This is a genomic window from Piscinibacter sp. PDB5-1, from assembly GCF_056676035.1.
The window spans coordinates 383,396-405,438 of sequence record NZ_JBWVZL010000003.1; the positions used below are offsets into that span (position 1 = coordinate 383,396).

The 22,043-nt window shown below is 68.8% G+C and carries 18 protein-coding genes; 6 read left to right on the forward strand and 12 right to left on the reverse strand.

Annotated elements, in window-relative coordinates:
- Nucleotides 1-58 precede the first annotated feature (58 nt).
- Complete coding sequence (locus AC1KAT_RS14720; RefSeq protein ID WP_480327229.1) at nucleotides 59-442, forward strand: hypothetical protein; 384 nt, start codon at nucleotides 59-61, stop codon at nucleotides 440-442.
- A 29-nt stretch (nucleotides 443-471) separates the two neighbouring features.
- Here the strand turns inward: AC1KAT_RS14720 and AC1KAT_RS14725 are convergent, their stop codons facing one another.
- From AC1KAT_RS14725 to AC1KAT_RS14770, 10 genes are all read right to left on the reverse strand, one after another.
- Nucleotides 472-3,459 carry a hybrid sensor histidine kinase/response regulator gene (locus AC1KAT_RS14725; protein WP_480327231.1) on the reverse strand — a complete coding sequence of 996 codons (2,988 nt, stop codon included), beginning with the start codon at nucleotides 3,457-3,459 and terminating at the stop codon, nucleotides 472-474.
- Between the two features lie 81 nt (nucleotides 3,460-3,540).
- Nucleotides 3,541-5,445, reverse strand: coding sequence for a hybrid sensor histidine kinase/response regulator (locus AC1KAT_RS14730; RefSeq protein WP_480327233.1), 1,905 nt, complete (start codon nucleotides 5,443-5,445; stop codon nucleotides 3,541-3,543).
- Between the two features lie 5 nt (nucleotides 5,446-5,450).
- On the reverse strand, nucleotides 5,451-6,827 hold the full coding sequence (locus AC1KAT_RS14735) for an ATP-binding protein (RefSeq protein ID WP_480327235.1): 1,377 nt from the start codon (nucleotides 6,825-6,827) through the stop codon (nucleotides 5,451-5,453).
- Nucleotides 6,828-6,831: 4 nt separating this feature from the next.
- Nucleotides 6,832-7,854: an ATP-binding protein gene (locus AC1KAT_RS14740; RefSeq protein ID WP_480327237.1), complete on the reverse strand. Its 1,023-nt coding sequence runs from the start codon at nucleotides 7,852-7,854 to the stop codon at nucleotides 6,832-6,834.
- A complete protein-coding gene (locus tag AC1KAT_RS14745) occupies nucleotides 7,851-8,234 on the reverse strand; it encodes an anti-sigma regulatory factor (protein WP_480327770.1) in 384 nt (127 codons plus the stop codon). Before AC1KAT_RS14745 ends, AC1KAT_RS14740 begins: the two co-directional genes overlap by 4 nt.
- Nucleotides 8,235-8,288: 54 nt before the next feature.
- The gene (locus AC1KAT_RS14750) at nucleotides 8,289-8,642 is read right to left on the reverse strand and encodes an STAS domain-containing protein (RefSeq protein WP_480327239.1); all 354 of its coding nucleotides are present in this window, start codon (nucleotides 8,640-8,642) and stop codon (nucleotides 8,289-8,291) included.
- A gap of 5 nt (nucleotides 8,643-8,647) precedes the next feature.
- Nucleotides 8,648-9,508 carry an STAS domain-containing protein gene (locus AC1KAT_RS14755; protein ID WP_480327241.1) on the reverse strand — a complete coding sequence of 287 codons (861 nt, stop codon included), beginning with the start codon at nucleotides 9,506-9,508 and terminating at the stop codon, nucleotides 8,648-8,650.
- A complete protein-coding gene (locus tag AC1KAT_RS14760) occupies nucleotides 9,505-10,707 on the reverse strand; it encodes a DNA topoisomerase IB (RefSeq protein ID WP_480327243.1) in 1,203 nt (400 codons plus the stop codon). The genes AC1KAT_RS14755 and AC1KAT_RS14760 overlap by 4 nt, the downstream gene beginning before the upstream one ends.
- A gap of 17 nt (nucleotides 10,708-10,724) precedes the next feature.
- Nucleotides 10,725-11,186, reverse strand: a complete 462-nt coding sequence (locus tag AC1KAT_RS14765) for a ferritin-like domain-containing protein (protein WP_480327245.1) — start codon at nucleotides 11,184-11,186, stop codon at nucleotides 10,725-10,727.
- Between the two features lie 89 nt (nucleotides 11,187-11,275).
- The gene (locus AC1KAT_RS14770) at nucleotides 11,276-11,455 is read right to left on the reverse strand and encodes a hypothetical protein (protein ID WP_480327247.1); all 180 of its coding nucleotides are present in this window, start codon (nucleotides 11,453-11,455) and stop codon (nucleotides 11,276-11,278) included.
- Nucleotides 11,456-11,825: 370 nt separating this feature from the next.
- On the opposite strand from AC1KAT_RS14770, the gene AC1KAT_RS14775 reads away from it, so the two are divergent.
- Nucleotides 11,826-13,262, forward strand: a complete 1,437-nt coding sequence (locus AC1KAT_RS14775) for an RNA polymerase factor sigma-54 (protein WP_480327249.1) — start codon at nucleotides 11,826-11,828, stop codon at nucleotides 13,260-13,262.
- Between the two features lie 11 nt (nucleotides 13,263-13,273).
- On the opposite strand, the gene AC1KAT_RS14780 is transcribed toward AC1KAT_RS14775, so the two are convergent.
- The gene (locus AC1KAT_RS14780; RefSeq protein WP_480327251.1) at nucleotides 13,274-13,594 is read right to left on the reverse strand and encodes a hypothetical protein; all 321 of its coding nucleotides are present in this window, start codon (nucleotides 13,592-13,594) and stop codon (nucleotides 13,274-13,276) included.
- Between the two features lie 225 nt (nucleotides 13,595-13,819).
- On the opposite strand from AC1KAT_RS14780, the gene AC1KAT_RS14785 reads away from it, so the two are divergent.
- From AC1KAT_RS14785 to AC1KAT_RS14800, 4 genes are all read left to right on the forward strand, one after another.
- Nucleotides 13,820-15,736, forward strand: coding sequence for a TOL_0244 family TonB-dependent receptor (locus tag AC1KAT_RS14785; protein WP_480327253.1), 1,917 nt, complete (start codon nucleotides 13,820-13,822; stop codon nucleotides 15,734-15,736).
- Entirely contained in the window at nucleotides 15,733-16,305 is a 573-nt protein-coding gene (locus tag AC1KAT_RS14790) for a TOL_0243 family YfiR-like periplasmic protein (RefSeq protein ID WP_480327255.1), read from the forward strand. The genes AC1KAT_RS14785 and AC1KAT_RS14790 overlap by 4 nt, the downstream gene beginning before the upstream one ends.
- The gene (locus AC1KAT_RS14795) at nucleotides 16,302-18,209 is read left to right on the forward strand and encodes a sensor histidine kinase, YfiR-like protein-associated (protein WP_480327257.1); all 1,908 of its coding nucleotides are present in this window, start codon (nucleotides 16,302-16,304) and stop codon (nucleotides 18,207-18,209) included. The genes AC1KAT_RS14790 and AC1KAT_RS14795 overlap by 4 nt, the downstream gene beginning before the upstream one ends.
- A gap of 131 nt (nucleotides 18,210-18,340) precedes the next feature.
- Nucleotides 18,341-19,552, forward strand: coding sequence for a rhodanese-like domain-containing protein (locus AC1KAT_RS14800; RefSeq protein ID WP_480327259.1), 1,212 nt, complete (start codon nucleotides 18,341-18,343; stop codon nucleotides 19,550-19,552).
- A gap of 16 nt (nucleotides 19,553-19,568) precedes the next feature.
- Here AC1KAT_RS14800 and AC1KAT_RS14805 read toward each other — a convergent pair whose 3' ends face one another.
- Nucleotides 19,569-21,764, reverse strand: coding sequence for a hybrid sensor histidine kinase/response regulator (locus tag AC1KAT_RS14805; RefSeq protein WP_480327261.1), 2,196 nt, complete (start codon nucleotides 21,762-21,764; stop codon nucleotides 19,569-19,571).
- Between the last annotated feature and the right edge of the window lie 279 nt (nucleotides 21,765-22,043).

The following is a 22,043-nucleotide window of genomic DNA, read 5'->3' on the forward strand; positions in this document are numbered from 1 at the left end:
ACGCTGCGGTGGCGCCTCCAACGCGTCGTCCGCTGCCCTTCACCGAAAGATGAAACCCATGAAAAAACTGTTGATCGCGGCCGTGGCCGTTTGCTCGCTGGCTGCCACGGCCATCGCTCAAGCGCACGGATCGGCCGAACCCAAGCACGGCGGCATCGCCCGCAGTGCGAGCGACCTGGGCTTCGAGTTGGTCGCGCAGCCCGACGGCGCGGCGCTCTACCTCGAAGACCACGACAAGCCGCTGCCGATACAGGGCGCGAGCGGCAAGCTGTCGGTGTTGAACGGGGCCACAAAGAGCGAGGCCGAACTGAAGCCCGCCGGGGCCAACAAGCTCGAAGCCAAGGGCATTCAGCTGCTGCCCGGGGCCAAGGTCGTGGCGACCGTCACGCTCGCCGACAAAAAGGTCGTGACGGTGCGCTTCGCGGTGCCCAAGAAGAAGTGAGCCGCCGATGACCCGGGGTGACCCCGCGCTCAGGCCGCGTTGACGAGCGCCTGCAGCGCCTCCGGGTCCACCGGCTTCACGAGGTGCGCATTGAAGCCGGCGGCGATGGCGCGCGCCACGTCTTGCGGCTGCCCGTAGCCCGACAGCGCCACCAGGCAGCCCGTGTGGCCGGCCTGCCGCAGGCGCTGCGCGACTTCGTAGCCGTTGAGTGAAGGCAGGCCGATGTCGATGAGCGCGATGTCGGGGCCCACCGCCATCACCTCTTTCACGCCCGCTTCACCGTCGGGCACGGTCGAGACCTCGTGGCCGGCAAGTTCGAGCAGTGCACGCAGCGCCTCGCTCGCATCTTCGTTGTCTTCGACCACCACGACACGGCGCTGAGCCTGCTCCTCGGCGCCCGCACTGGGTGCGGGTGCAGGCACCTCGGCCACTTCCTTGACGCGCGGCAGCCGCACGGTGAAGACGCTGCCCTGCCCCGGCCCGTCGCTTGCGGCGCTGACGGTGCCGCCGTGCAGCTCGGACAGGCGCCGCACCAGCGTGAGGCCGATGCCCAGGCCGCCCTGCCGCCGGTCGAGCGAGCGTTCGCCCTGCACGAAGAGGTCGAACACGTGTGCCAGCAGCGCAGGCGTCATGCCCACGCCGGTGTCACGCACTTCGAGCACGGCTTCATGGTTCTCGGGCCTCACGCTGACCGTCACGCTGCCGCCCTCGGGCGTGTACTTGATTGCGTTGGTGAGCAAGTTGTTGACGATCTGCTCCAACCGCGTGCCGTCGGCGTTGACCCACACGTCCTGCAGTTGCAGCGTGAGCTTGTGCTGCTTGAGCATGCCCGCGACTTCGAGCGTCGACACCAGGCGCTGCGCCGCCTGGGCCATGTTGAGCGGGTGGCGCGAGAGGGTGATCTTGCCGGCGATCACCCGGGCCACGTCGAGCAGGTCGTCCATCAGGCGCGCGAGGTGGCGCGTCTGGCGCGAGATGATCAGCCGCGCCCGCACCGCCGCGTCGTGCTCAGAGGCCACGCGGTTGAGCACTTCAGAGGCCGCCGAAATGGCACCGAGCGGGTTGCGCAGTTCGTGGCCCAACATCGCCAGAAACTCGTCTTTCGCGCGGTTGGCGGTTTCGGCCTCGACGCGGGCAATGTGCTCGCGCGCAACGAACTCGGCGCGTTCGCGCTCGACGTTCTTTTGCTGCGTCACATCCACCACCACACCGATCATGTGCAGCGGGTGTTGCGCGCCGTCGTAGATCAGCACGCCACGTCCCGAGAGCCAGCGCTCGGACCCATCGCGGTGGTGCACGCGAAACTCGAAGGTCGCCTGGTCGTGGCCGCGCCGGCGGGCGGTCTCGACGGCGCGACGAACGTTGTCGCGGTCTTGGGCGTCGATGTGCTCGAGCCAGGCGTCCCAGCCCGATTCGAATTCCCACAGGTCCATGCCGAACAGGCGCGCGAGGCCCGAGGTCCAGGTGACGGCGTTGGCCGCGAACTGGTGGTTGAAGAACCCCACGTGGCCCGCCGCCTGCGCCAGCTCGACCAAGTGCTGGCTCTCGCGCAGGCGCCGCTCGGTGTGGATCAGCGCGTCTTGCGCCCATTTGCGCTCAGAGATGTCGGTGTAGGCACCGATGGCCCCACGGGGCAGGCCCGCCGCGTCGTACAGCGGCACGGCGTGCGCGATCAGCCGGGTGCGGCGGCCGTCCTGGTGAACGATTTCGAGCTCGACGTCGCGCACCACGTGGCCCCGCGCCGCACGGCGCAGCGGTTGCTCGTGCACCGGCAGCTCTTCGCCATCGACCAACGTGCGGTGCGGCGGCAGTTCGCCGTCGGGTGCGGCATGAAAGATGGCCAGCAGCGCCGGGTTGCGCAGCACCTGGCGGCACTCGCTGTCTTGTGCCACCGCCAACCCGATGGGGCTGCTGTGGAACAGGGCTTCGAATTCATCCGCCTTGGCTTGCAGCTTTTCGCGTGCGCTTTCGCGCTGCGCATGCGCGACGTGCAGGGCTTCTTGCAGCCAGGCCAGTTCGAGCACCTCGCTGCGGGTGGCCAGCGCCTCGGCCCCTTGCGTGGCCATCGCATGCAGCGGCGAGGCCACCCGGCGCGACACCAGCCACGCGAGCGCCAAGCCCGACAGCAGGGAGAGCAAGCCCGCCCCCAGGGCGGTGGCAAAGGACAGCGCATGGGCGCGGTTGATCGGGTCCGATGGCACACCCACCGCCACCCCCCAGCCGGCCGTGTCGATCATCTGCCAGGCGACGTAGTTCGAACCACCGTTCAGCGAATCGGCCTCTTGCATGCCCCGGCCGCGTCCCACCATGGGCCGCTGCGCTTCGCGCGGGATCTCACGGCCCACGAAGCGCTCACCTTCCCGGCTGCGCGCGATGAGCCGAAAGCGTGAGTCGAACAATGAGACGAAGCCACCCGGGCCCACCGTGGCGCTGGCCATCAGGCGCTGCCAGCTCGCGGTGTCGATCCACGCGCCGAGCGCGTAGCGCAGCTGTCCCTTCACCTCCACCGGTACCAGGATGCCGGTAGTGAACTCGCCATTGGCCCCGCGGATCACGTCGGTGAGCACCGGGCGGCGGGTCTCTTTCAGGCGCTTGAGCGCCGCCACGTCTTGCAGGCGGCCGAGCGGCTGGCCGGGCGCTTGCGGCATGTTGAAGACCATGTGCCCGTCAAGGTCGACGAGGTAGGCACTGTTCCACGTGCTGCGCAAGGTGGGCAAAGCGCTCAAGGCCCCGAAAAAGCCCGCGGTGTCGTCCTGCTGCAGCCGGTCGTTGTACGACAGGATGTACAGCGCATCGATCGACGAGACGATCTCGCGCTCGACCGTCACTGCAAAGCCGGTCGCGGTGTTTTGCAAGGTGGCTTCGAGCTGCGCGCGGCCATCGAGGATCTGCAGCGCAATCAGGTAGGCCGCCAGCGCGCTGATGGGCACGGTGGCGACGACGATCACGGCCATGAAATACGCCCGCAGCGAGGCGGTGGGCCAGCGCAACAGAAAGCGGAAGGACTGCAATCGCACGGTAAAGGAGGCGGCAAGGCACGCGCCGTTGGGAATGACTACGCCGGGCCCCGAAGGGTGTCCGGAGCGGGACCGCCGTTTTTACACCGTCCCCATGATCTCGAAGATGCGCTCGGGATCAGCGGGTTTCACGAGGTGGTGATCGAAACCGGCCTCGCGCGCGCTGGCACGGTCGCTCTCGCGGCCGTAGCCGCTGATGGCGACCAGCACCACCGGCGCCTCGCCCGGCTGCTCTCGCTTTCGCAAGGCACGTGCCACCTCGTAGCCACTCATGCCCGGCAGGCCGATGTCGAGCAGCACCACCTGCGGTCGCAGGCTGGCCGCGCGGTCGATGGCCGACGGACCATTGGTGGCGGTGAACACCTCGTGCCCCTGCGATTCGAGCAGCAAGGCCATGGTCTCGACCGCGTCGATGTTGTCGTCCACCACCAGCACGCGCAACGCGCGCGGGGCGCCCGCCGACGGTTCGTCCGCCGCGGAGGGTTCGACGTGCTCGATGACCGGCAGCGTCAGCGTGAAGCGGCTGCCCCGGTCGGGCCCGCCGCTTTCCGCGCGCACCGAACCGCTGTGCAGCGCAACGATGGTCTTCACCAGCGACAAGCCGATGCCCAGGCCGCCCTGCGAGCGGTCGAGCGTCTGGTCGGCCTGCGCGAACAGGTCGAACACGCGTGGCAGCACATCGGGCGCAATGCCGATGCCGTTGTCGATGATGCCGACCTCGACCGTCGCGCCGCGCAGCACGCCTTCGATGGCGATGCTGCCGTTCGCGGGCGTGAACTTGGCCGCGTTGTTGAGCAGGTTGGCAAACACCTGCGCCAGCCGCACGCCGTCGGCCCGCAGCGTGGCCGGCGGCTCGGGCAGGTGCACGCGCACCACGTGGCGCTTGGCGTCGATCAGCGGGCGCGAGGTCTCGATGGCCGCGGCGATCACGGTGTCGAGTTGCACCGGTTGCAGGTCGAGGGCGATCTTGCCCTGGCTGATGCGCGAGATGTCGAAGAGGTCGTCCACCAGGCGCGCCAGGTGCTCGACCTGGCGGGCGATGATGCGCACGGCCTTCTGGTGCACGTCGTCACGCAGGTCGCCGCCGTGGGCCAGCACATCGACCGCGTTGCGGATCGGCGCCAGCGGGTTGCGCAGCTCGTGCGACAGCATCGCCAGGAACTCGTTCTTGTGGCGGTCGGCCTCGACCAGCAGCAGCTCCGCCCGCTTGCGCGCGGTGATGTCTTGCGACACGCCGGCCAGCCGGTAGGTGCGCCCGCGCGCGTCGCGCACCGGAAAGGCCCGCTCGGCGATCCAGCATTCGCCGCGTCGGTATTCGTCCTCGTAGCCGGCCACGGGGGCATTCCAGTGGGCGCGCATGCGCGCCTGGTCTTCGGCGTGCATGCGCTGGAACCACACGTCGGGGTCGAGCAGCAGCTCGGCGGTGTCGCGCTTCCAGCTCTGTGCATACGCGGGGCTGACATACAGGAAACGAGGCGGATCGGCCAGCACGTCGAGCACCCAGAACACGTCGGTGATGGCTTCGGCCAGCTGGTGGAAGCGCTCTTCGCTCTCGCCCAGCGCACTCTTGGCGCGGCGGTAGGCGTCTTCGGCGCGGCGCAGGCGCAGCAGCGCCTTGACGTTGGCCACGAGCTCTTCGGGGTCGATGGGTTCGACCAGGTAGTTGTCAGCCCCCGCGTCGAGGGCCTTCACGCGGTGTGCGCTGTCCACCAGCGAGGCCGAGGTCTGCAGCACGAGGATGTGCCGCGTCGCGTCGTCGCTCTTGATCTGGCGGCACACCTCCAAGCCATTGATGTCAGGCAGTTTCACGTCCAGCAGCACGAGCTCGGGCGCTTGCGAGCGGGCGAGCGCCAGGGCCTCGGTACCGCTGCGTGCTTCGAGCACCTCGTAGCCGGCCAGGGCCAGCAGGCGCGACTTCACATAGCGTGCGCCGTCGTTGTCGTCGACGTTGAGTACCCGGGCACGGTGTTCGGTGAGGGACTTCATGTCGATCATGCCGCCGGCACGTTGGACTCGCCGGCGCCCTGCCCCTGGCGCATCGGCATTTCGAGCCAGAAGCACGAACCCACGCCCAGGCGGCTTTCGACGCGCAGGCTGCCGTGCAGCAGGTGTGCGAGCTTGCGGCACAGCGGCAGCCCCAGCCCCGTGCCCTTGTGGTGGCGCTGCAGCTCGTGCTCGACCTGCGAGAACTCCTCGAAGATCCATTCGAGGTGCTTGTCGGCCAGGCCAATGCCGGTGTCGCGCACCGAGAAGAGCACGCGCGAGGGGTCGTCAGGCGCGCGGGTGCAGCTCACGCGCACCTCGCCCTGGACGGTGAACTTCAGCGCGTTCGAAACGAGGTTGCGCAGGATCTGGGTGAGCTTGGCCTCGTCGGTCCACAGCGGCGGCAGGCCCGGCTCGGCGTCGAAGTTGAGCGCCACGTCGGGGCTCGTCAGCAGGGGACGCAGCGTGCCGCGCAGTGCGCCGAACAGTTCGTCGAGCGAGAGCTCGGCGCAGTTCAGGCTCACGTGGCCGGCTTCGATCTTGGCCAGGTCGAGCAGATCGTTGACCAGCTCCGACAGGTCTTGCACGGCCTTGAGGATGAAGCCGAGCTGCGTGGTGTGTTCGGCCGACAGCGGACCATCGACCCCCGACAGCATCAGCTTGGCCAGCGCGCGGATCGAACTCAGCGGCGTGCGGAACTCATGGCTCACGTTCGACAGGAAGCGCGACTTGGTCTCGTCGGCGCGGCGCAGTTGCTGGGCCTGGTCTTCGAGTTCGGCGTAGAGCGCCACGACGCCCCGATTGGTGTCTTCGAGTTCACGCGCGAGGCGGGCCAGTTCGTCCTGACGCTCGTTCAGCGCGGCCAGCGTGGCGACGAGTTCGCGGTTCTGCTGCTGCAGCTCTTCCTCGCAGCGGGCGGCGGGATCGCGCCGCGACAGCTGCGAGACGATGGTCTCGACCTGGCTGTCGCCGAAGTGCGAGGCCGGATGCGCCAGGCGCTTGTGCAACACCACGGTGGTGCCGCGCCCGGGCGTGCTGTCGATCTCGCAGTGGTCCATCAGCCGGTGGGCCCCGGCCAGTCCGAGCCCGAGCCGCGCAGCGCCCCGACCGGCCAGCACGGCGCGCACGTCGGCGATGCCCGGGCCCTCGTCGCGCACGCAGATGGCCAGGGTCGGGCGATCGCCCAGCAGCAGTTCGTAGCGCAAGTGCCCGCCGCCCGCGTGCCGCAGCGCGTTGCGCGCGATCTCGGACACGGTGGTGGCCACGCGGCTCTGGTCTTGCGCGCCCAGGCCGAGCGCCTGGGCCACTTCACGCGCGCTGCGACGCGCCGCCACCAGATCGGCTTCGGCGCGCAGGTCGAGAGAGATGAGGGTTTGGGGGTGCATGCGGTCAATCGTGGTAAGGCCCACCGAGGCGTGCGACGAAGACGGTGGTGTCGTCGCGCCCCCGGTGGTGGTCGCGGTAGAGCGCGGCGGCAATCACGCTCGGGTGCTGGTCGAACAGTTCGGGCTCGTCCTTCAGACTCCATTGCGTGGACAGGCCGTCACTGTTCATGACGAAGACCATGCCTTCGTCCCACCCGTGCTCGTGCGTGCGGGGTTTGCGCATGTTGTGGCCGAGGATGCCGGCCATCGACAGAAAGTGGCGGCTCTCGCCGCGCCCGGTCAGCACGGCGGCCACGTTGCCGACACCCGCAAAGCGCACGCGGCGACCGCGCAAGTCAGCCAGGGCGACGGCCATCGCCGCACCGCGCGTGCTGCGCAGCGCGCCATGGGCGCGATCGAGCAGGTGCTCGGGCGACGCGGGCATCTGTGCGGCCTCTTCGACCGCATTCGAGGCCGCCGAATGCGCGAGGCTGCCGTGGCCCAGGCCGTCGATCACGGTCATCAGCACTGCGTCGCCTTCGACGCGGCAATGCCACGCATCGCCGCAGGTCGACTCACCGGGGTGCGGCAGCGCAATCACGCCGTAGTCGAAATTCGCTTCGTTGGGTTCGGGGCTGCACTTGGCCATGCACACCAGCGCGCGCACGATGCTGCCGCGCGAGGCCGACGAGTGCACCTGCAACTCGGTCGCCATGCGCTTCATCGCCCCAAGGCCCTGGCCCAGCGTGCCGGCGGTCGAGAAACCGTCGGCCAGGGCGGTGCCGTAGACGAAACCCGGACCTTTGTCGATGGCGATCACCTCGACGCCGGGCGCCGGCCAGTCGCGCACCGAGACCAGCACCTCGCCCCCGCCGCCATGCTTGATGACGTTGGTGGCGGCCTCGGTGGTGACGAGCGCCACGCGGCCCACGTCTTCTTCGTTGAAGCCGAGTTCACGCGCCCGCTCGATGGCCGAGCGCCGTGCAGCGGCCACCTGCGTGGTGTCGCTGATCTCGATGCGCAGCGTGGGCACGAGGCCGGGGTTCATCGTTTCCATTGCGTGATGGACACGCGCGTGCCCTCTCCGGCTCGGGTGTGAAGTTCGAATTCGTCGCACAGGCGCTTGGACCCGCTCAGGCCCAGGCCCAGGCCGTTGCCGGTCGTGAAGCCATCTTTCATGGCCAGCTCGATGTCGGCGATGCCAGGGCCCTGGTCCTCGAAGACCAGGCGCACGCCGGCGCGACCCAGCCGGCGCATCTGGTACAGCGAGGCCATACCGCCCCCGCCATGAATGACCGTGTTGCGCGCCAGTTCGCTGGCGGCGGTGATGAGCTTGGTCTGCTCGACGAGGCTGAAGCCGCTGCCCAGCGCAAGGTCGCGCACGGATTGGCGCAGCCGCACGACGTCCTCCTGGTTTTGAAGCTCCATGGTGCGGCTGAGTTCGGCGCTGATGTCGCTGCTGTCTGGGTGCACCGGTGCCTCTCACGCCTGCGAGCGCAGCAGGTCCATGCCGCGCTCCACGTTCAAGGCGGTCTGAACGCCGTCGAGGGTGAGGCCGAGTTCGACCAGCGTGATCGCCACCGCCGGGCGCATGCCCACGAGCACGGTGCGCGCGTCGAGCACGCGCGACATCGCGGCGATGTTGCTGATCATGCGGCCGATGAACGAATCGACCACGTCGAGCGACGAGATGTCGATCAGCACGCCCTTGGCCCGGTCGCGCACGATGCGCTCGGTGAGGTCGTCCTGCAGGCTCAGCGCGAGGCGGTCGTGCATGTCCACCTGGATGGTCACCAGCAGGAACCGCCCCATCTTGAGAATCGGGATGCGCTCCACCGTGCTCACTCCACGCGGCTGACCGGCTTGAGCGTCGCGCCCGAGCGGGCCAGCGCCACGGTGAAGGCATCGGCCAGCGAGGCCTTGGTGGTCACCTCGGACAGGTCGACCCCCAAGTGAACGATGGTCTGCGCGATCTGCGGGCGAATGCCGCTGATGATGCAGTCGGCCCCCATCAGGCGTGCAGCGGCCACGGTCTTGAGCAGATGCTGCGCGACCAGCGTGTCGACCATGGGCACGCCGGTGATGTCGATGATGGCGATGGACGAACCGGTGTCGACGATCTTCTGCAGCAGGTTTTCCATCACGACCTGCGTGCGCGAGCTGTCGAGCGTGCCGATCAGCGGCAGCGCGATGATGTTTTCCCACAGCTGCACGACCGGGGTCGTCAGCTCCAGCAGTTCCTGCTGCTGGCGCACGATGATTTCCTCGCGGCTCTTCTGGTGCAGCTCGACCGTGTAGAGGCCCAGGCGGTCGAGCAGCAGCGTCGCGGCCCAGGTCTCGCTCGCCAGGCGTTCGGGCTGCGTGGCGTACTCCTCTTGAAACAGCGCGAAGAGCACCTGCTTGAGCGAAAACACGAAGGTCGCGGTTTCGCTCGGGTTCACTCCCTGGCGCGCACGCGCGGTGGCCAGGTCGCTCAGCAGGCGCTTGAGGTCTTGCCAGGCCGCGCTCTGCATGTCGCCGCCGGGCGCCTGCTGCAGGGCGTGGCGCAGCGCGGCGAGCAGATCGGCCGACAGGCGGCGCGCCTCGGCGACGCCACCGCGGCTCACGCCGAGCGCCGCCTGCTGGGCAGACCAGTTCTGCAGCACAGCGTCTTCTTTGCGCGAGAGCAGTTCTCCCAGTGCGCTGTGGTCGATCGTCTTCATGCGGTTCCTCTGTGGGTGGGTGGGGGTGATGGTCGAGACAGGCGACGGGTCGACTCGCGCGGCGTCTTGCCGCGGCGCCCGGACCGCGGGCGGGTGCCGCCGGCCGTCGCCAGAAACTTCAGCAGGCGGCGCTCGTCGGCCACCAGGCCACGAGTCGGCGCCTGCGCATGGCCGCGCGGCAGCGTGTCGTGCGTGGCGAGCGTCTGGGCCAGAGCCTCGCCATCGAGCACCCCGGGATGCACATAAGACTTGCGGCACACCGCCACCGTGTTGCCCAGGCGGCACGACACCTCGCCGAGCACCTCGTTCACCGCACGAGCGCCGACCTCGCCCGCGCGGCAGCGTTCGCACATCAGGGCGAGTGCGTGCACGGTGGCATGCCAGGTGCGAAAGTCTTTCGCGGTGACGTCGATGCCACTGCAGGCGCGCAGGTACTCGTTGACGTCGGCCGAGCCGATGCCCCGCATGTCGCCCGACTCGTCTTCGTACTGGAAGAGTTCTTGCCCGGGCAGGGCCTGGCAGCGGCGCACGATGCGCGCAACGCGCGGGTCGTCGAGGCGAACCTCGTGGCGCACGCCGCTTTTGCCGCGAAAACGCAGGCGCAGCACGCCACCCTGCACCTCGGCATGCCGGTTGCGCAGCGTGGTCAGGCCGAACGAGCCGTTCTGGCGGGCGTACTCGTCGTTGCCGACGCGCACGAGCGTGGTGTCGAGCAGGCGCACGATGGCCGCCAGCACGGCGAAGCGCGAAGGCACGGCGCCAGTGGCCGCAGCGAGGTCGTCCGCCACGCGGCGGCGAATGCGGGGCAGCGCGCGGCCGAAGCCGAGCATGCGTTCGAACTTGCCAGCGTCGCGTGCCTCGCGCCACTGCGGGTGGTAGCGGTACTGCTTGCGCCCGCGCGCATCGCGGCCGGTGGCCTGCAGGTGCGCGTGGGGCTGCGGGGCGATCCAGACGTCGGTGTACGCCGGTGGAATGGCGAGCCGGCGGATGCGCGCCAAGTCGGCTTCGTCGGTGATCCAGCGGCCATCGGGTCGCCGGTAGGCAAAGCCCTGCCCGCGCTTGACGCGGCGGATGCCCGGGCCGTCGTCGCTGACGTACACCAGGCCTTCGGGCACCGCCTGCGCTGCGGTGGCCTCGGCTTGCCCCGTACGGACGAGCGAAGGCGCGCGGCCTGTTGTAGAGGCCGCGCGCTGGGTCATCAATGAGGCCGGTGCAGTCAGGTGGTGGCCTTCAAGCGGTCGCGCAGCAGCTTGATCTGGTCGTGATTGCGTTGCACGCCCAACTGCTGGCGGGCCACGATCGCCCGCACGGGCTCGGGCAGCACGTCCTCTTTCAAGGCCTTGCGGTAGCGCGCCAAGGCCGCGTCTTCGCCACGCTCGCACTCTTCGAGCATGGCCTGGTCGCTGTAGCCCACCAGCGAGCCGCGCACGGCGACCCATCCCCGGTGCAAGGCCCCGGTGGCGCTGCCGCCCTGGTCGGGCTTGCCGCCGTACTGCAGGACCAGCGGCGCAAGCTCGGCCGCGGCCTGTTCGCACTCGCGCGAACGCAGCGTGAAGAGGTTGCGCAGCTCGGCCGAGGTTGCGTGTTCGGCGCAGGCTTGAAAGCCGAACTGGCCGTCCTTGCAGGTTTCGATCAGGTCGTTCAAGGTGTCGACGATGTCGTCATGGCTCATGGTCATGGTCTTGTCCTTTCGGTTGACGGGCCTGGCCCGGGAGCTTCTGCTCGGCAGGCCGCATGCCCGGCGGCGGCGCTGCGCACCCGCAGCAGTCAGGTGGGCCGCTCGCCGCGCGACGGCGAGCGCGACGCCACCCGTGTGTCGCGGGTCTGGTCGCTTCGCGGATGCACGGCGCGCCGGCGGGGGTCGAGGTTTGCGTGGTCGCTGCGTTCGCGACCCGGTCGCTCGGGGTTGCTCAGCACGAGGGCTTGGGCATGGCTCAGGGGTTTCATGGCAGTCTCGCAAAGCATTAATAGGTGAGATCGGGCAAACGACGTGCCCGCGCCACGCGCCGTGAAGACCCAGCAGCGCCGGCTTCGTCGGTAAAAGTTGCATTCCCCTGCTGGCGACTCAGAATTTGTTACCGCAAAGCGGACCGGCCAGCGGCAAGTTGCGCCCCCGCGGCGGCACGCTGGGTGGCATGGTCCGATCGGGTGACAAGCGGCCGGATCCCAGCAAAAACAAGCACTTGCGACGAGGGCGAGCACGCGGGCGGCGTGCCGAAGCCGTCGCCAACACGGCCGGCACAGGGGTTGCGAAAGAAGCGGGCTCACGGCCCGCGCCGCAACCGGCGCGCCCGCACCCAGCCTTGGACCCGATTCAATGAACGCACCGGCGAACCGCCTCGAACACCGGCAACACCAGACCCTCACGCCCCGCCTGCAGCATGCGGTGCGGCTGCTGCAACTGTCGTCCCTCGACTTCGCGCAAGAAGTGCAGGCGGCGATGGGCAAGAACCCCTTCCTCGAAGTGGACGAACCCGCCGGCGACGGCGCTCAGTCCGAGGCCGCTGACACCGCGAATGCCGACGACAGCTTCGGCCGCATCGAAGTCGTCACCCCCACGCCAGGCGAGTCACCGGCCTGGGAGCGCGAGAGCTGGGCGACGCTCGGGGGCGGCAACGGCCAGCGCGCCGCCTCGGGCGACGGCGACATGAGCGCAATGGAAATGGTCGCGGCCGACGAGAACCTGCGCGAGCACCTGCATCGCCAGATCAACGTGCGCCACCTCTCGCCGCGCGACCGCGTGCTCTGCGCCACGTTGATCGAATCACTCGACGACGACGGCTACCTGCGCTGCGAGCTCGACGAGCTGGCCACGCTGACCGAACTGGACCCGGAGGTCGAAGCCTGCGAAATGAGCACGGCGCTCAAGCTCGTGCAGTCGCTCGACCCCTGCGGCGTGGCCGCGCGCAGCGTCGCCGAGTGCCTGCAGTTGCAGCTCGCCGCCTTGCCGGAAGACGAACGCGAGCTGCCGCTTCGCATCGTCACCGAGCACCTGCACCGACTGTCGCAACACGACATCAGCGGCTTGGCCAAGGCCCTGAAGTGCAGCGTGACCGAGACCGAAGCAGCCGTCGAGCGCATCCGCCGGCTCGACCCACGACCCGGCTGGCGCTTCGGCTCGCCCGATGTGCAGTACGTGACCCCGGACGTCATCGTGCGCAAGGTGCGTGGCGAGTGGAAAGCCGTGCTCAACCCGGCCATCGTGCCCAAGGTGCGGCTCAACCAGGTGTATGCCGAGCTGTTTCAGCGCCACCGCGAATCGCAGCACGCGGAGCTTGCCGCGCACCTGCAGGAAGCCCGCTGGACGGTGCGAAACGTCGAGCAGCGGTTCTCGACCATCCTCAGCGTGGCCGAGGCCATCTTGAAGCGGCAGCACCACTTCCTTGAGTTCGGCCCGCTGGCGATGAAGCCGCTCGGCCTGAAAGAGATCGCCGACGAGGTGGGCCTGCACGAGTCCACCGTCTCGCGCGTCACGAACAACAAGTACATGGCCACGCCGGCCGGCGTGTTCGAGTTGAAGTTCTTTTTCTCGCGTGCCATGCCCACGGCCAGCGGCGGCGCATGTTCGGCCACCGCGATCCGCGGGGTCATCAAGGACATGATCGACGGTGAAAAGCCCACCGCCCCGTTGTCAGACGCCGAGATTGCCCGCCTGCTCGCACGCCAGGGCCTGACGGTGGCGCGCCGCACGGTCACCAAGTACCGCCAGTTGCTAAAGGTGCCCGCCGTCGAGCGGCGGCGCAAGCACGGCTGAAGGCAAGCGGCTCAGCCGGCCCGCGCGGCTTTCGCCCCCGCGTGCGACCGCGTCCGGGCCTCACGCCGGCTGTTGCGCATGTATAGCCCCTGGCCCACGAGCGCGCTCACGAGCAAGGCGATGTTGACCACAGTGAACACGAGGTTGCCCGTCATCACGCTGTAGATCGAAAAACCCAGCGAGGCGAGCGTCTGCCCCGCGAACAGCCACGGCGAAACGCCGGCCGTCTTGCCGCTGGCCCACTGGGTGTAGACCTGCTGAACGATGGTGGTCAGCAGCAGGGTGGCGCTGAGCCAGCCGATGGCTTCAGTGAGGGTGTCTTGATCGGGCATTGGGTGCGCCTGTGAGCAGGGGGTGGCAGCTCCAGGCAGTTGATGTGCCCACGCACGCCCGCCCCGTGGGCCGGATAGGCGACTGCGCCGTGCGGGCATTCGCCGTCGCCCGAGGCGACGTACCTTCAGATACGCATGCACGCGGCGGCCCACACGGTGAAGGCCATGGCGGACCCTACACTGCGCCGCGCGATGGTCACTCCCCCTTCATCTTTCAGGGCACACATGCGCAACGAGACGGGCCGCTCGCGCCGACACAGCCGCCCGGTGGCCTGGGCCCTGCCCTTGTGGCTGGGCCTGCTGGCAGCCTGGCCCGCGCAGGCCAACACACCCGGTGCCCTGGCCGACCTGTCGCTCGAACAGTTGGTCGATGTGCGCGTCACCTCGGTGTCGCGCAAGCGCGAGAGCCTGGCGCGCACGCCGGGGGCGGTGTTCGTCATCACCGCGAGCGACATCCGCCGCGCCGGCATCACCAGCCTGCCCGAGGCCTTGCGGCTCGCGCCCAACCTCGACGTGGCGCGCGCCGACGCCAACCAGTACGCCATCAGCGCGCGGGGCTTCAACGACGTGCTGTCGAACAAGCTGCTGGTGATGGTCGACGGGCGCACGCTGTATTCACCGCTGTTCTCGGGCGTGTTCTGGGAAGCGCAGCCCCTGATGCTCGACAACGTCGAGCGCATCGAGGTGGCCAGCGGCCCGCACACCACGCTGTGGGGCGGCAACGCCTTCAACGGCGTGATCAACGTGATCACCAAGCGGGCCCAGCAAACCCCCGGCACCGCAGTGACCGTGCAAGCCGGCACCGACGGCCGCGAGGCGGCCTGGCGCCACGGCAGCGGCAGTGGCAACAGCGAGTGGCGCGCGCATGCGCGAGCCTTCGAGCGCGACAGCAGCCACGTGAGCGACAGCAGCCACGTGAGCGACGGCAGCGCCGTGCTCGACTCAGCCCACGGTGCGCAGGCCGGCCTGCGCTTCGACCGCTACCAGGGGGCCGACGGCTGGATCCTGAGTGCCGACAGCCACAGCACACGCATCGACCAGGGCGCCGGCTCGGTGCGGCACGTGTCCGGCACCCAATTGCGCGGCCGCTTCACGCGCGACCACGGCGCCGACCGGCAATCGCTGGTGCAGGCGGTGCTGGAGCACAGCGAACGCAAGCAGCCCGGCGCCCTCGACGAAACACTCTTCCTGGCCGATCTGGCCGGCCAGCACCGCTTCGCGCCCCTCGCGGGGCACGACGTGGTGGCGGGTGCGAGTCTGCGCCATGCGCGCGACGACGTGCAGAACTCGGCCGCCATCGTCTTCACACCGCCCGACCGCGGGCTCACCTGGGCCCGGTTCTTTGCACAAGATGAAGTCACCCTCGACGCAGACACCGCGCTCGGCGCCGGTGCCGCGCTCGAACGCAACCCTTACACCGGTTGGGAATTTCTGCCGAACCTGCGACTGGGCTGGCGTGCGAGCGACGCCGCGTTCTTCTGGGCAGCCTTGTCGCGCGCGGTGCGAGCGCCCTCGCGCATCGACCGCGAGTTCACGCAACCCGGCTTCGTGGGCGGCGGCGAGGCTTTCCAGTCCGAAGTCGCCAGCGTGCTCGAAGTCGGCCATCGCGGCCAGGCGAGCGAGTCGATCAGCTACTCGGCCACCTTGTTTGCGCATCGCTTCGACCGGCTGCGCAGCGTCGTCTTCACGCCGGCTGGGCTGGCCTTTCGCAACGATGTCGAGGGCCATGCGCTCGGCGTCGAGGCCTGGGGCAGCTGGCAGGCGAGCGAGCGCCTGCGGTTGGACGCCGGCTTCGCGTGGCTGCGCAAGCGCCTCGCGGTCGATCCGGCCGCAGCCGATTTCGGCAGCGTGGCGCTTTCGGGCAACGACCCGCGCCAGCGCCTGACGCTGAGTGCCGCGTACGAACCCAGCGACCACCATGGCGTGTGGCTCGCGCTGCGCCGCATCGGCAAACGGCCCTCGCCTGAGGTGCCGGCCTACACCGCACTCGACGCACGCTGGACGTACCGCATGAGCCCCCGGCTCGAACTGGCCCTGGCTGTGCGCAACCTGCTCGACGACAAGCACACCGAGTGGGGGCCGCAAGCCAGTCGCGTCGCGTTCGGCCGTGAGGCGGCGCTTCAACTGCGTTGGACGCTGTGAACGCCCTGCCCTTGCCCATCCGCCGGGCGATGCTCGCGGTCTTGTCGATGGCCTGCGTGCTGGGCGTCGCGCCCGCCCATGCGCAGAACGATGCCGCGCCCACGGCCAGCAGCGTGAAGGCGGCCTTTCTGTACAAGTTTCTCGCCTACCTCGACTGGCCGGCCGGCAGCTTCGCGCAGCCCGACAGCGCCATCGTCATCGGCGTCAACGGCGCCGATGACGTGCTGGCAGACCTGGGTGCGGTGCTGGCGGGTCGCAGCGTCAACCAGCGCAGCGTTCAAGGGCGGCGGGTGGACGGCGTCGAGGCCCTGCCCGGCGTGCACCTGCTGTACCTCGGGCCGCAGGTCGACCTGGCACGCAGCCCGGTCTTCAACGCCGCCAAGGCGCAGCGCCTCATGCTCGTCACTGACGCGGCCGATGGGCTTGCGTTGGGGGGCGTCATCAACTTCTTGCTGATCGGCCAACGGGTGCGCTTCGAGGTCTCGCTCGACGCGGCCGAACGCGCGTCGATCAAGGTCAGCTCGCGCGTGCTCGGTGTGGCCGAGCGCGTGGTCGGAGGGCGCCCATGAGGGGCATGCAGCGCGCGCTGCGCCGGTCGATCCGTTTCAAGGTCACGCTGGTGGTGTTGGTGATCACGGGCATGGCGCTGCTGATGAGCGCCACCGCCTTGCTGATCTACGAATTGCGCAGCTACCGCCAGGCCTGGGTCGAAGACCTCACCACGCAGGCCGAACTGATCGCCCGCGCCAGCGCGCCGGCGCTCGCCTTTGACGACCCCAAGGCCGCCAACGAGAACCTCTCGCTGCTGCAGGTGCGCCCGCAAATCGGTGCGGCCGCCGTGTTTCGCGCCGACCGCGGGCTGTTTGCCAGCTACCTGAGCCCGACCGCGCCCGACGGCATGCTGCCGGTCGCCCCGGCCGAGCCCGGCCATGCCTTCAGCGGCGACCGGCTGGAGCTGTACCACCCCGTGCGCGCCACCAGCGGCGACGGCGAACTGCTGGGCACCGTGTACCTGCGCGCCGACTACGACCTGCGCCAGCGCCTGCCCGCCTACTTGCTGATTCTTTGCGGTGTGATGCTCGCCAGCATGGCCGTGGCCGCGCTCGTCACCGCGCGGCTGCAGCGCACGATCACCACGCCCATCCTCGACGTGACGCAGGTCGCGCGCGAGGTGATGCAGCGGCGAGACTTCTCGCTGCGCGCCCCGCGCACGACGAACGACGAGGTCGGCGTGCTGGTCGAGGCCTTCAACGACATGCTGGCCGAGGTCGAACTGCGCACCGACGCGCTCGAGCAATCGAACGAACAGCTCTTCGATGAGATGGCCCAGCGCCGCAAGGCCGAAGAGGCGCTCAAGCAAGCCGCGCGTGCGAAAGACGAGTTCCTCGCCACGCTGGCCCACGAGCTGCGCAACCCGCTCGCGCCCATCGGCAATGCCGTCGAGATCCTGCGGCGCATCGGCGACGGCGAACCCGCGCTGCGCGGCAAGGCGCTCGACATCATGACGAGGCAGCTGCGCCAGATGGTGCGACTGATCGACGACCTGCTCGACGTGTCGCGCATCACGACCGGCAAGCTGCTGCTCCACATGGAACGGCTCGACCTGCTTGCCGCCCTGCGCAGCGCCGTCGAGATCGCCGGCCCCGGCATCGAGGCGCGACAGCACCAGCTCGTGCTGCGCCTGCCTGACGCCCCCGTGCACGTGCAAGGCGATTCGACACGGCTGGCGCAGGTCTTCGCCAACCTGCTCAACAACGCGTCGAAATACACCGACATCGGCGGCCGCATCGAGCTGTCGCTCACGCAAACCGGCAAAGAGGCCGTGGTGCGCATCAGCGACAACGGCATGGGCATCGCGCCCGAGATGCAGGCGCGCATCTTCCAGATGTTCGTGCAGGTCAACCAGTCGCTCGAGCGCGGCAAGGCCGGACTCGGCGTCGGGCTGTCGCTGGCCCGCCAGCTGATCGAGATGCACGACGGGCGCATCGCCGTTCACAGCGATGGCCTGGGTCAAGGCAGCAGCTTCGAGGTGCGCCTGCCCTTGGCTGGCAGCCAGACCACCGAAGCGCCCCCGCCCGACCCGGGCAGCCTGCCGCGCAGCGAGTTGCCGCGCCGCATCCTCGTCGCCGACGACAACATCGACTTCGCCACCAGCCTGGCCAACATTCTCGAATCGCTGGGGCACGAAACGGTCGTCGCCCACGATGGGCGTGAAGCCCTGCGGCTGGCCGGCCATTACCGTCCCGAGGTGGCCTTTCTCGACATCGGCATGCCCGGACACAACGGCTATGAGGTGGCCTCGCTGCTGCGCGAGCGCACCGAGCGCGAGCACCTGGTGCTGGTCGCCATCACCGGCTGGGGCCAGGAACGCGATCGCGAAAAGGCGCGCACCGCCGGCTTCGACCACCACCTGGTCAAACCCATCGAGCTGAGCCAGATCCTGCCCATCGTGGGTGTGCACGAACCCGGTTGACGCAGCGCTCGCGCACTTGCGGCTTGCAACTGCGTTTACATCCCGTCGCACATCAGTGCTTGCCCGCAGTGCACTTCGGACGATATTCCGACCACGGCGCAGTCGTCGCCGGGGTATCGAGGAGGAACATCTTGAGCACTGTTCGCTTGATCAGGGACTTTTCCATCCCGATGGGCCGCGTGTTCGCGGCCATGGCGCTTGCCGGCATTCCCCTGCTGGCGCAGTCACAACAGCTCACCGCCGTGGTGGCCGTCGAGCCCACCTCGCGCAAGGAAGCGACCACCATTTCACACACCGCCTTCAAGACCGGCTTCGGCAAGGCGGTGGGTCAGTCCATCGATGTGTCGATGAGCGAAGACCTCGCCGATGTGATGCGTGCAACCCGCAGTTCAGGTTACGACGTGTTCATCGCCCCGGCGCAGGTGGCCGCTTCGGCCATGCAGCGTGGCTACGAGTTGCTGGGGGTGACAGCCCAGCCCGAGCAGTACGTGCTGATCGCGCGCACGCATTTCGAACGCATGGACGGCCTGCGCGGACGCAAGCTCTTCCTGCCGCAGCAAGACTCGCTCTACACGTACATGGCGCGGGGCATGCTCAATGCGAACGGCCTGTCGTTCAAGGACCTGGGCTCGGTGCACTACGGCCGTTACCCCCAGGCCGGCCTCACCGCCGTCAGCCTCGGCCTGGCCGACGCCACCGTGGTGCGCCAAAGTGACTGGGCCGACTGGGTGAAAGACAACCCCGGCGTCGCCCGTGCGCTGGGCACCTCGACCCCGGTGCCGGGGGGCCTGTCGGTCGTCGTGAAGAAATCCCTGCCGAACGACCTGCGCACGAAGATGGCCAAGTGGTTCACGCAATCGACCTCGGTCGCCGGCCTCACACCGCTGGCGACGCAGTTCGAATTGCCGCACTACAAGTCGGTCGCCGAGCTGGGCCTGTTCACGCCGACCTACCTGCCGGGTGCCACGGTGGTGGGCTGGCGCGACGTGCAAAAGCTCACCAGCAGTGGCGCGCTCTTCGTGGACACGCGCACGAAGAAGGAATACGACGCCAAGCACGTGGCCGGCGCGATCTTCGTGCCCTATGGCGAGAAGAGCCTCAAAGACGTGGCCTTCGACAGCAAGCTCGACGATTTTTCGGGCCTGTCCAAGCTCGACAAGAACCGCCCGACCATCTTTGCCTGCAACGGCGCCGAATGCTGGAAGTCTTACAAGGCCAGCAAGACGGCCGTGGCCGCCGGCTTCAAGCAGGTGTACTGGTTCCGGGGCGGCCTGCCCGAGTGGGACCAGGCCGGCCAGCCGGTTGCCAGCGCACCCGCGGCACCGGTGGCCCGCGCCGACTGAGCAGCGCGCCCAGGGCCTAGCCCGGCAGCGGCGTGTGCCGGGGCCGCACGGCGGTCGCCAGCGCCGCCCCGAGCGTGTCGGGCGACACCGGTTTGGCAAGCACCTGGAAGGCCGCCTTGTCAGCCGCGGCGAGGTCTTGCGTGTAGCCACTCATCAACACCACCGGCAAACGCGGGTGGCGTTCCTTGATCAGCTTGGCGAGGTCGATGCCCGACAGTGCGCCCGGCATCATCACGTCGGACAGCACCACGTCGAGTGACTTGCCCGCGCCCAGGAAGCGCAAGGCCTCTTTGGCATTCGACACGCGGTGGCCCTGGTAGCCCAGCGCGCGAATCAAGGCCAGCGTCGTCTGGGCCACCTCTTCGTTGTCTTCGACCAGCAGCACGTTTTCACCGAAGCCGCTGGCTCGCACCTGCGGGTCGCCGCTCACGAAGTCTTGCTGCGGCTCGCCCTGCGCGGCCGGCAGGAACATGCGCACGGTGGTGCCCACCTGCTCGGTGCTCTCGATCTTCACGCTGCCACCCGACTGCCCGCAGAAGCCCTCGACCTGGCTGAGTCCGAGGCCGGCCCCGCCGCCCACACCCTTGGTCGTGAAGAAGGGCTCGAACACGCGTTCGAGCGTCTGGCGCGGAATGCCATGGCCCGTGTCGCTCATGGCGATCACCACGCAGGGCACAGCGGCCTGCGGTGCTTCCTCGGGCGTCGCGTTGCGTGCCAGAACCGTGAACACGCCCCCCTTGGGCATTGCGTCACGCGCGTTGATTGCCACGTTGAGCAAGGCCAGCTCGAGTTCGCTGCCATCGACGTTGATGGGCTGCGTGTCGCCATCGACGTTGAGGATGAGCTTGATCTCGGGCGCGAGCGAATGCTTGAGCATCTGCTCCATCTGGGGCAATTTCTGCTGCAACTCGACGCGCTCGAACCGCAGCGGCTGGCGACGCGCGAAGGCCAGCAATTGGCGGGTCAGGCGCTCACCCGTCTTCACGGCCCGTTCGAGCGCGAGCAGGTGCGCCTCGGCCGGCGTGCCGGCGAGCTTTTTCTTCAGGATGTAGGCCTGGTTGTTGACCACCATCAGCAGGTTGTTGAAGTCGTGCGCCACGCCCCCCGTCAGACGGCCCAGGGCTTCGAGGTGCTGCGAGTGGCGCAGCGCCCCTTCGGCGGCCGCGCGGCGGCGCTCTTCTTCGGCCAACCGGGCCAAGGCACTCACCTCACCGCGCGATTTGCGCATGGCCAGCCAGGCGATGCCCACCAATCCGGCCGCGACCGGGAAAACGTACGCCCCCGTGCGCAGCAGCCGCTCGCGCCAGGCCGACATCACGGCCCCCGACTCGAGGCTCGCCACGACGTACAGCGGGTAGGGGCTCAGGGCACGAAAGGCCACCTGGCGCTCTGCACCGTCCACCGGGCCCTGGCCCCGGAAGCCGCCTTCGGCCACGCCGCGCCGCATGTTGTCCATCAAGGGCGAGTCGGGCATCACCGTCACCTGCACCTTGGGCGGCAGTGGCGGGTTGCGCAACACCACCACACCGTCTGAACGCACGATGCTCATCGCCAGCCCCGGCTGGCTCGCAGCGAGACGGGCGTAGAAAGTCTCGAAGTAGTCCACATGCAGGCCGACCGTGATAACCCCGGCGAACTCGCCGCTGGGCCCGGTGAGACGCTCGTTGTAGGCGAACAGGCGCGCACCGCTCGCACGGCCCTCGATGGACTCCGAAATGAACGCCCGCTCGCCCAAGCGCAGGCGCCGAAAGTATTCGCGGTCGGCAATCGATACCTGTGGCTTCGGGTAATAACGGCTGCTGGCCTCGGGTTCGCCCCGCGCGTTCCACACCCAAACACCCTGCACCTGGGGAATTTCGGCCACGATGTTCTTCAGGGCCAGGTGCATCGCACCTTCGTCCGAAGGCCGGTAGGCGGCTGAGCCGATCAGGTCGCGAATGCGCCCGGCGAGCAGTTGTGCGGTCTCGAAGACCTTCGAGCCATGCTCGGCGGCGATGCGGTTGGGGCTTTCCACACGCTCACGTGCGGCCTCCCACTCGGCGCGGTGGCTGGCCCAGGCGAACACCGCGAAGTACACGATTGGCACCACGATGCCCAAGGCGATGAGCACGCGCAGCCAGTCGGTTGCCGAGGCCGGAGGAAAGTACGACGTGCGCACGCGTCTGCGCGGCGCCTCCGGCTCGGCGGCGAGCGGGAGCGGAATTTCTTGCATAGCTGACACGTGGGTCCCCTCGTTGTGTTCGCGCATGTCGGCACGGACCGGGTCGCCTCGGCTCCGGTCGTGGTGAAAGAGCTGTTGGCAATCGGTGTGCCCGCCCCCTGGCAGGGTTTTTGTGCAGCGCCTGGAAACCAGCCGCCCGCCTCGGGAACTGCGGGCTTCGGGCCCTCGGCAAGGGGCACTCGCCCATAATTCGCGGCCCGGAACCTCGCCGCGTCACCACGTGCGGCAGCGTACCGGCATGTCGCCTCACCGAGAAGGCGGCCTTCCCCC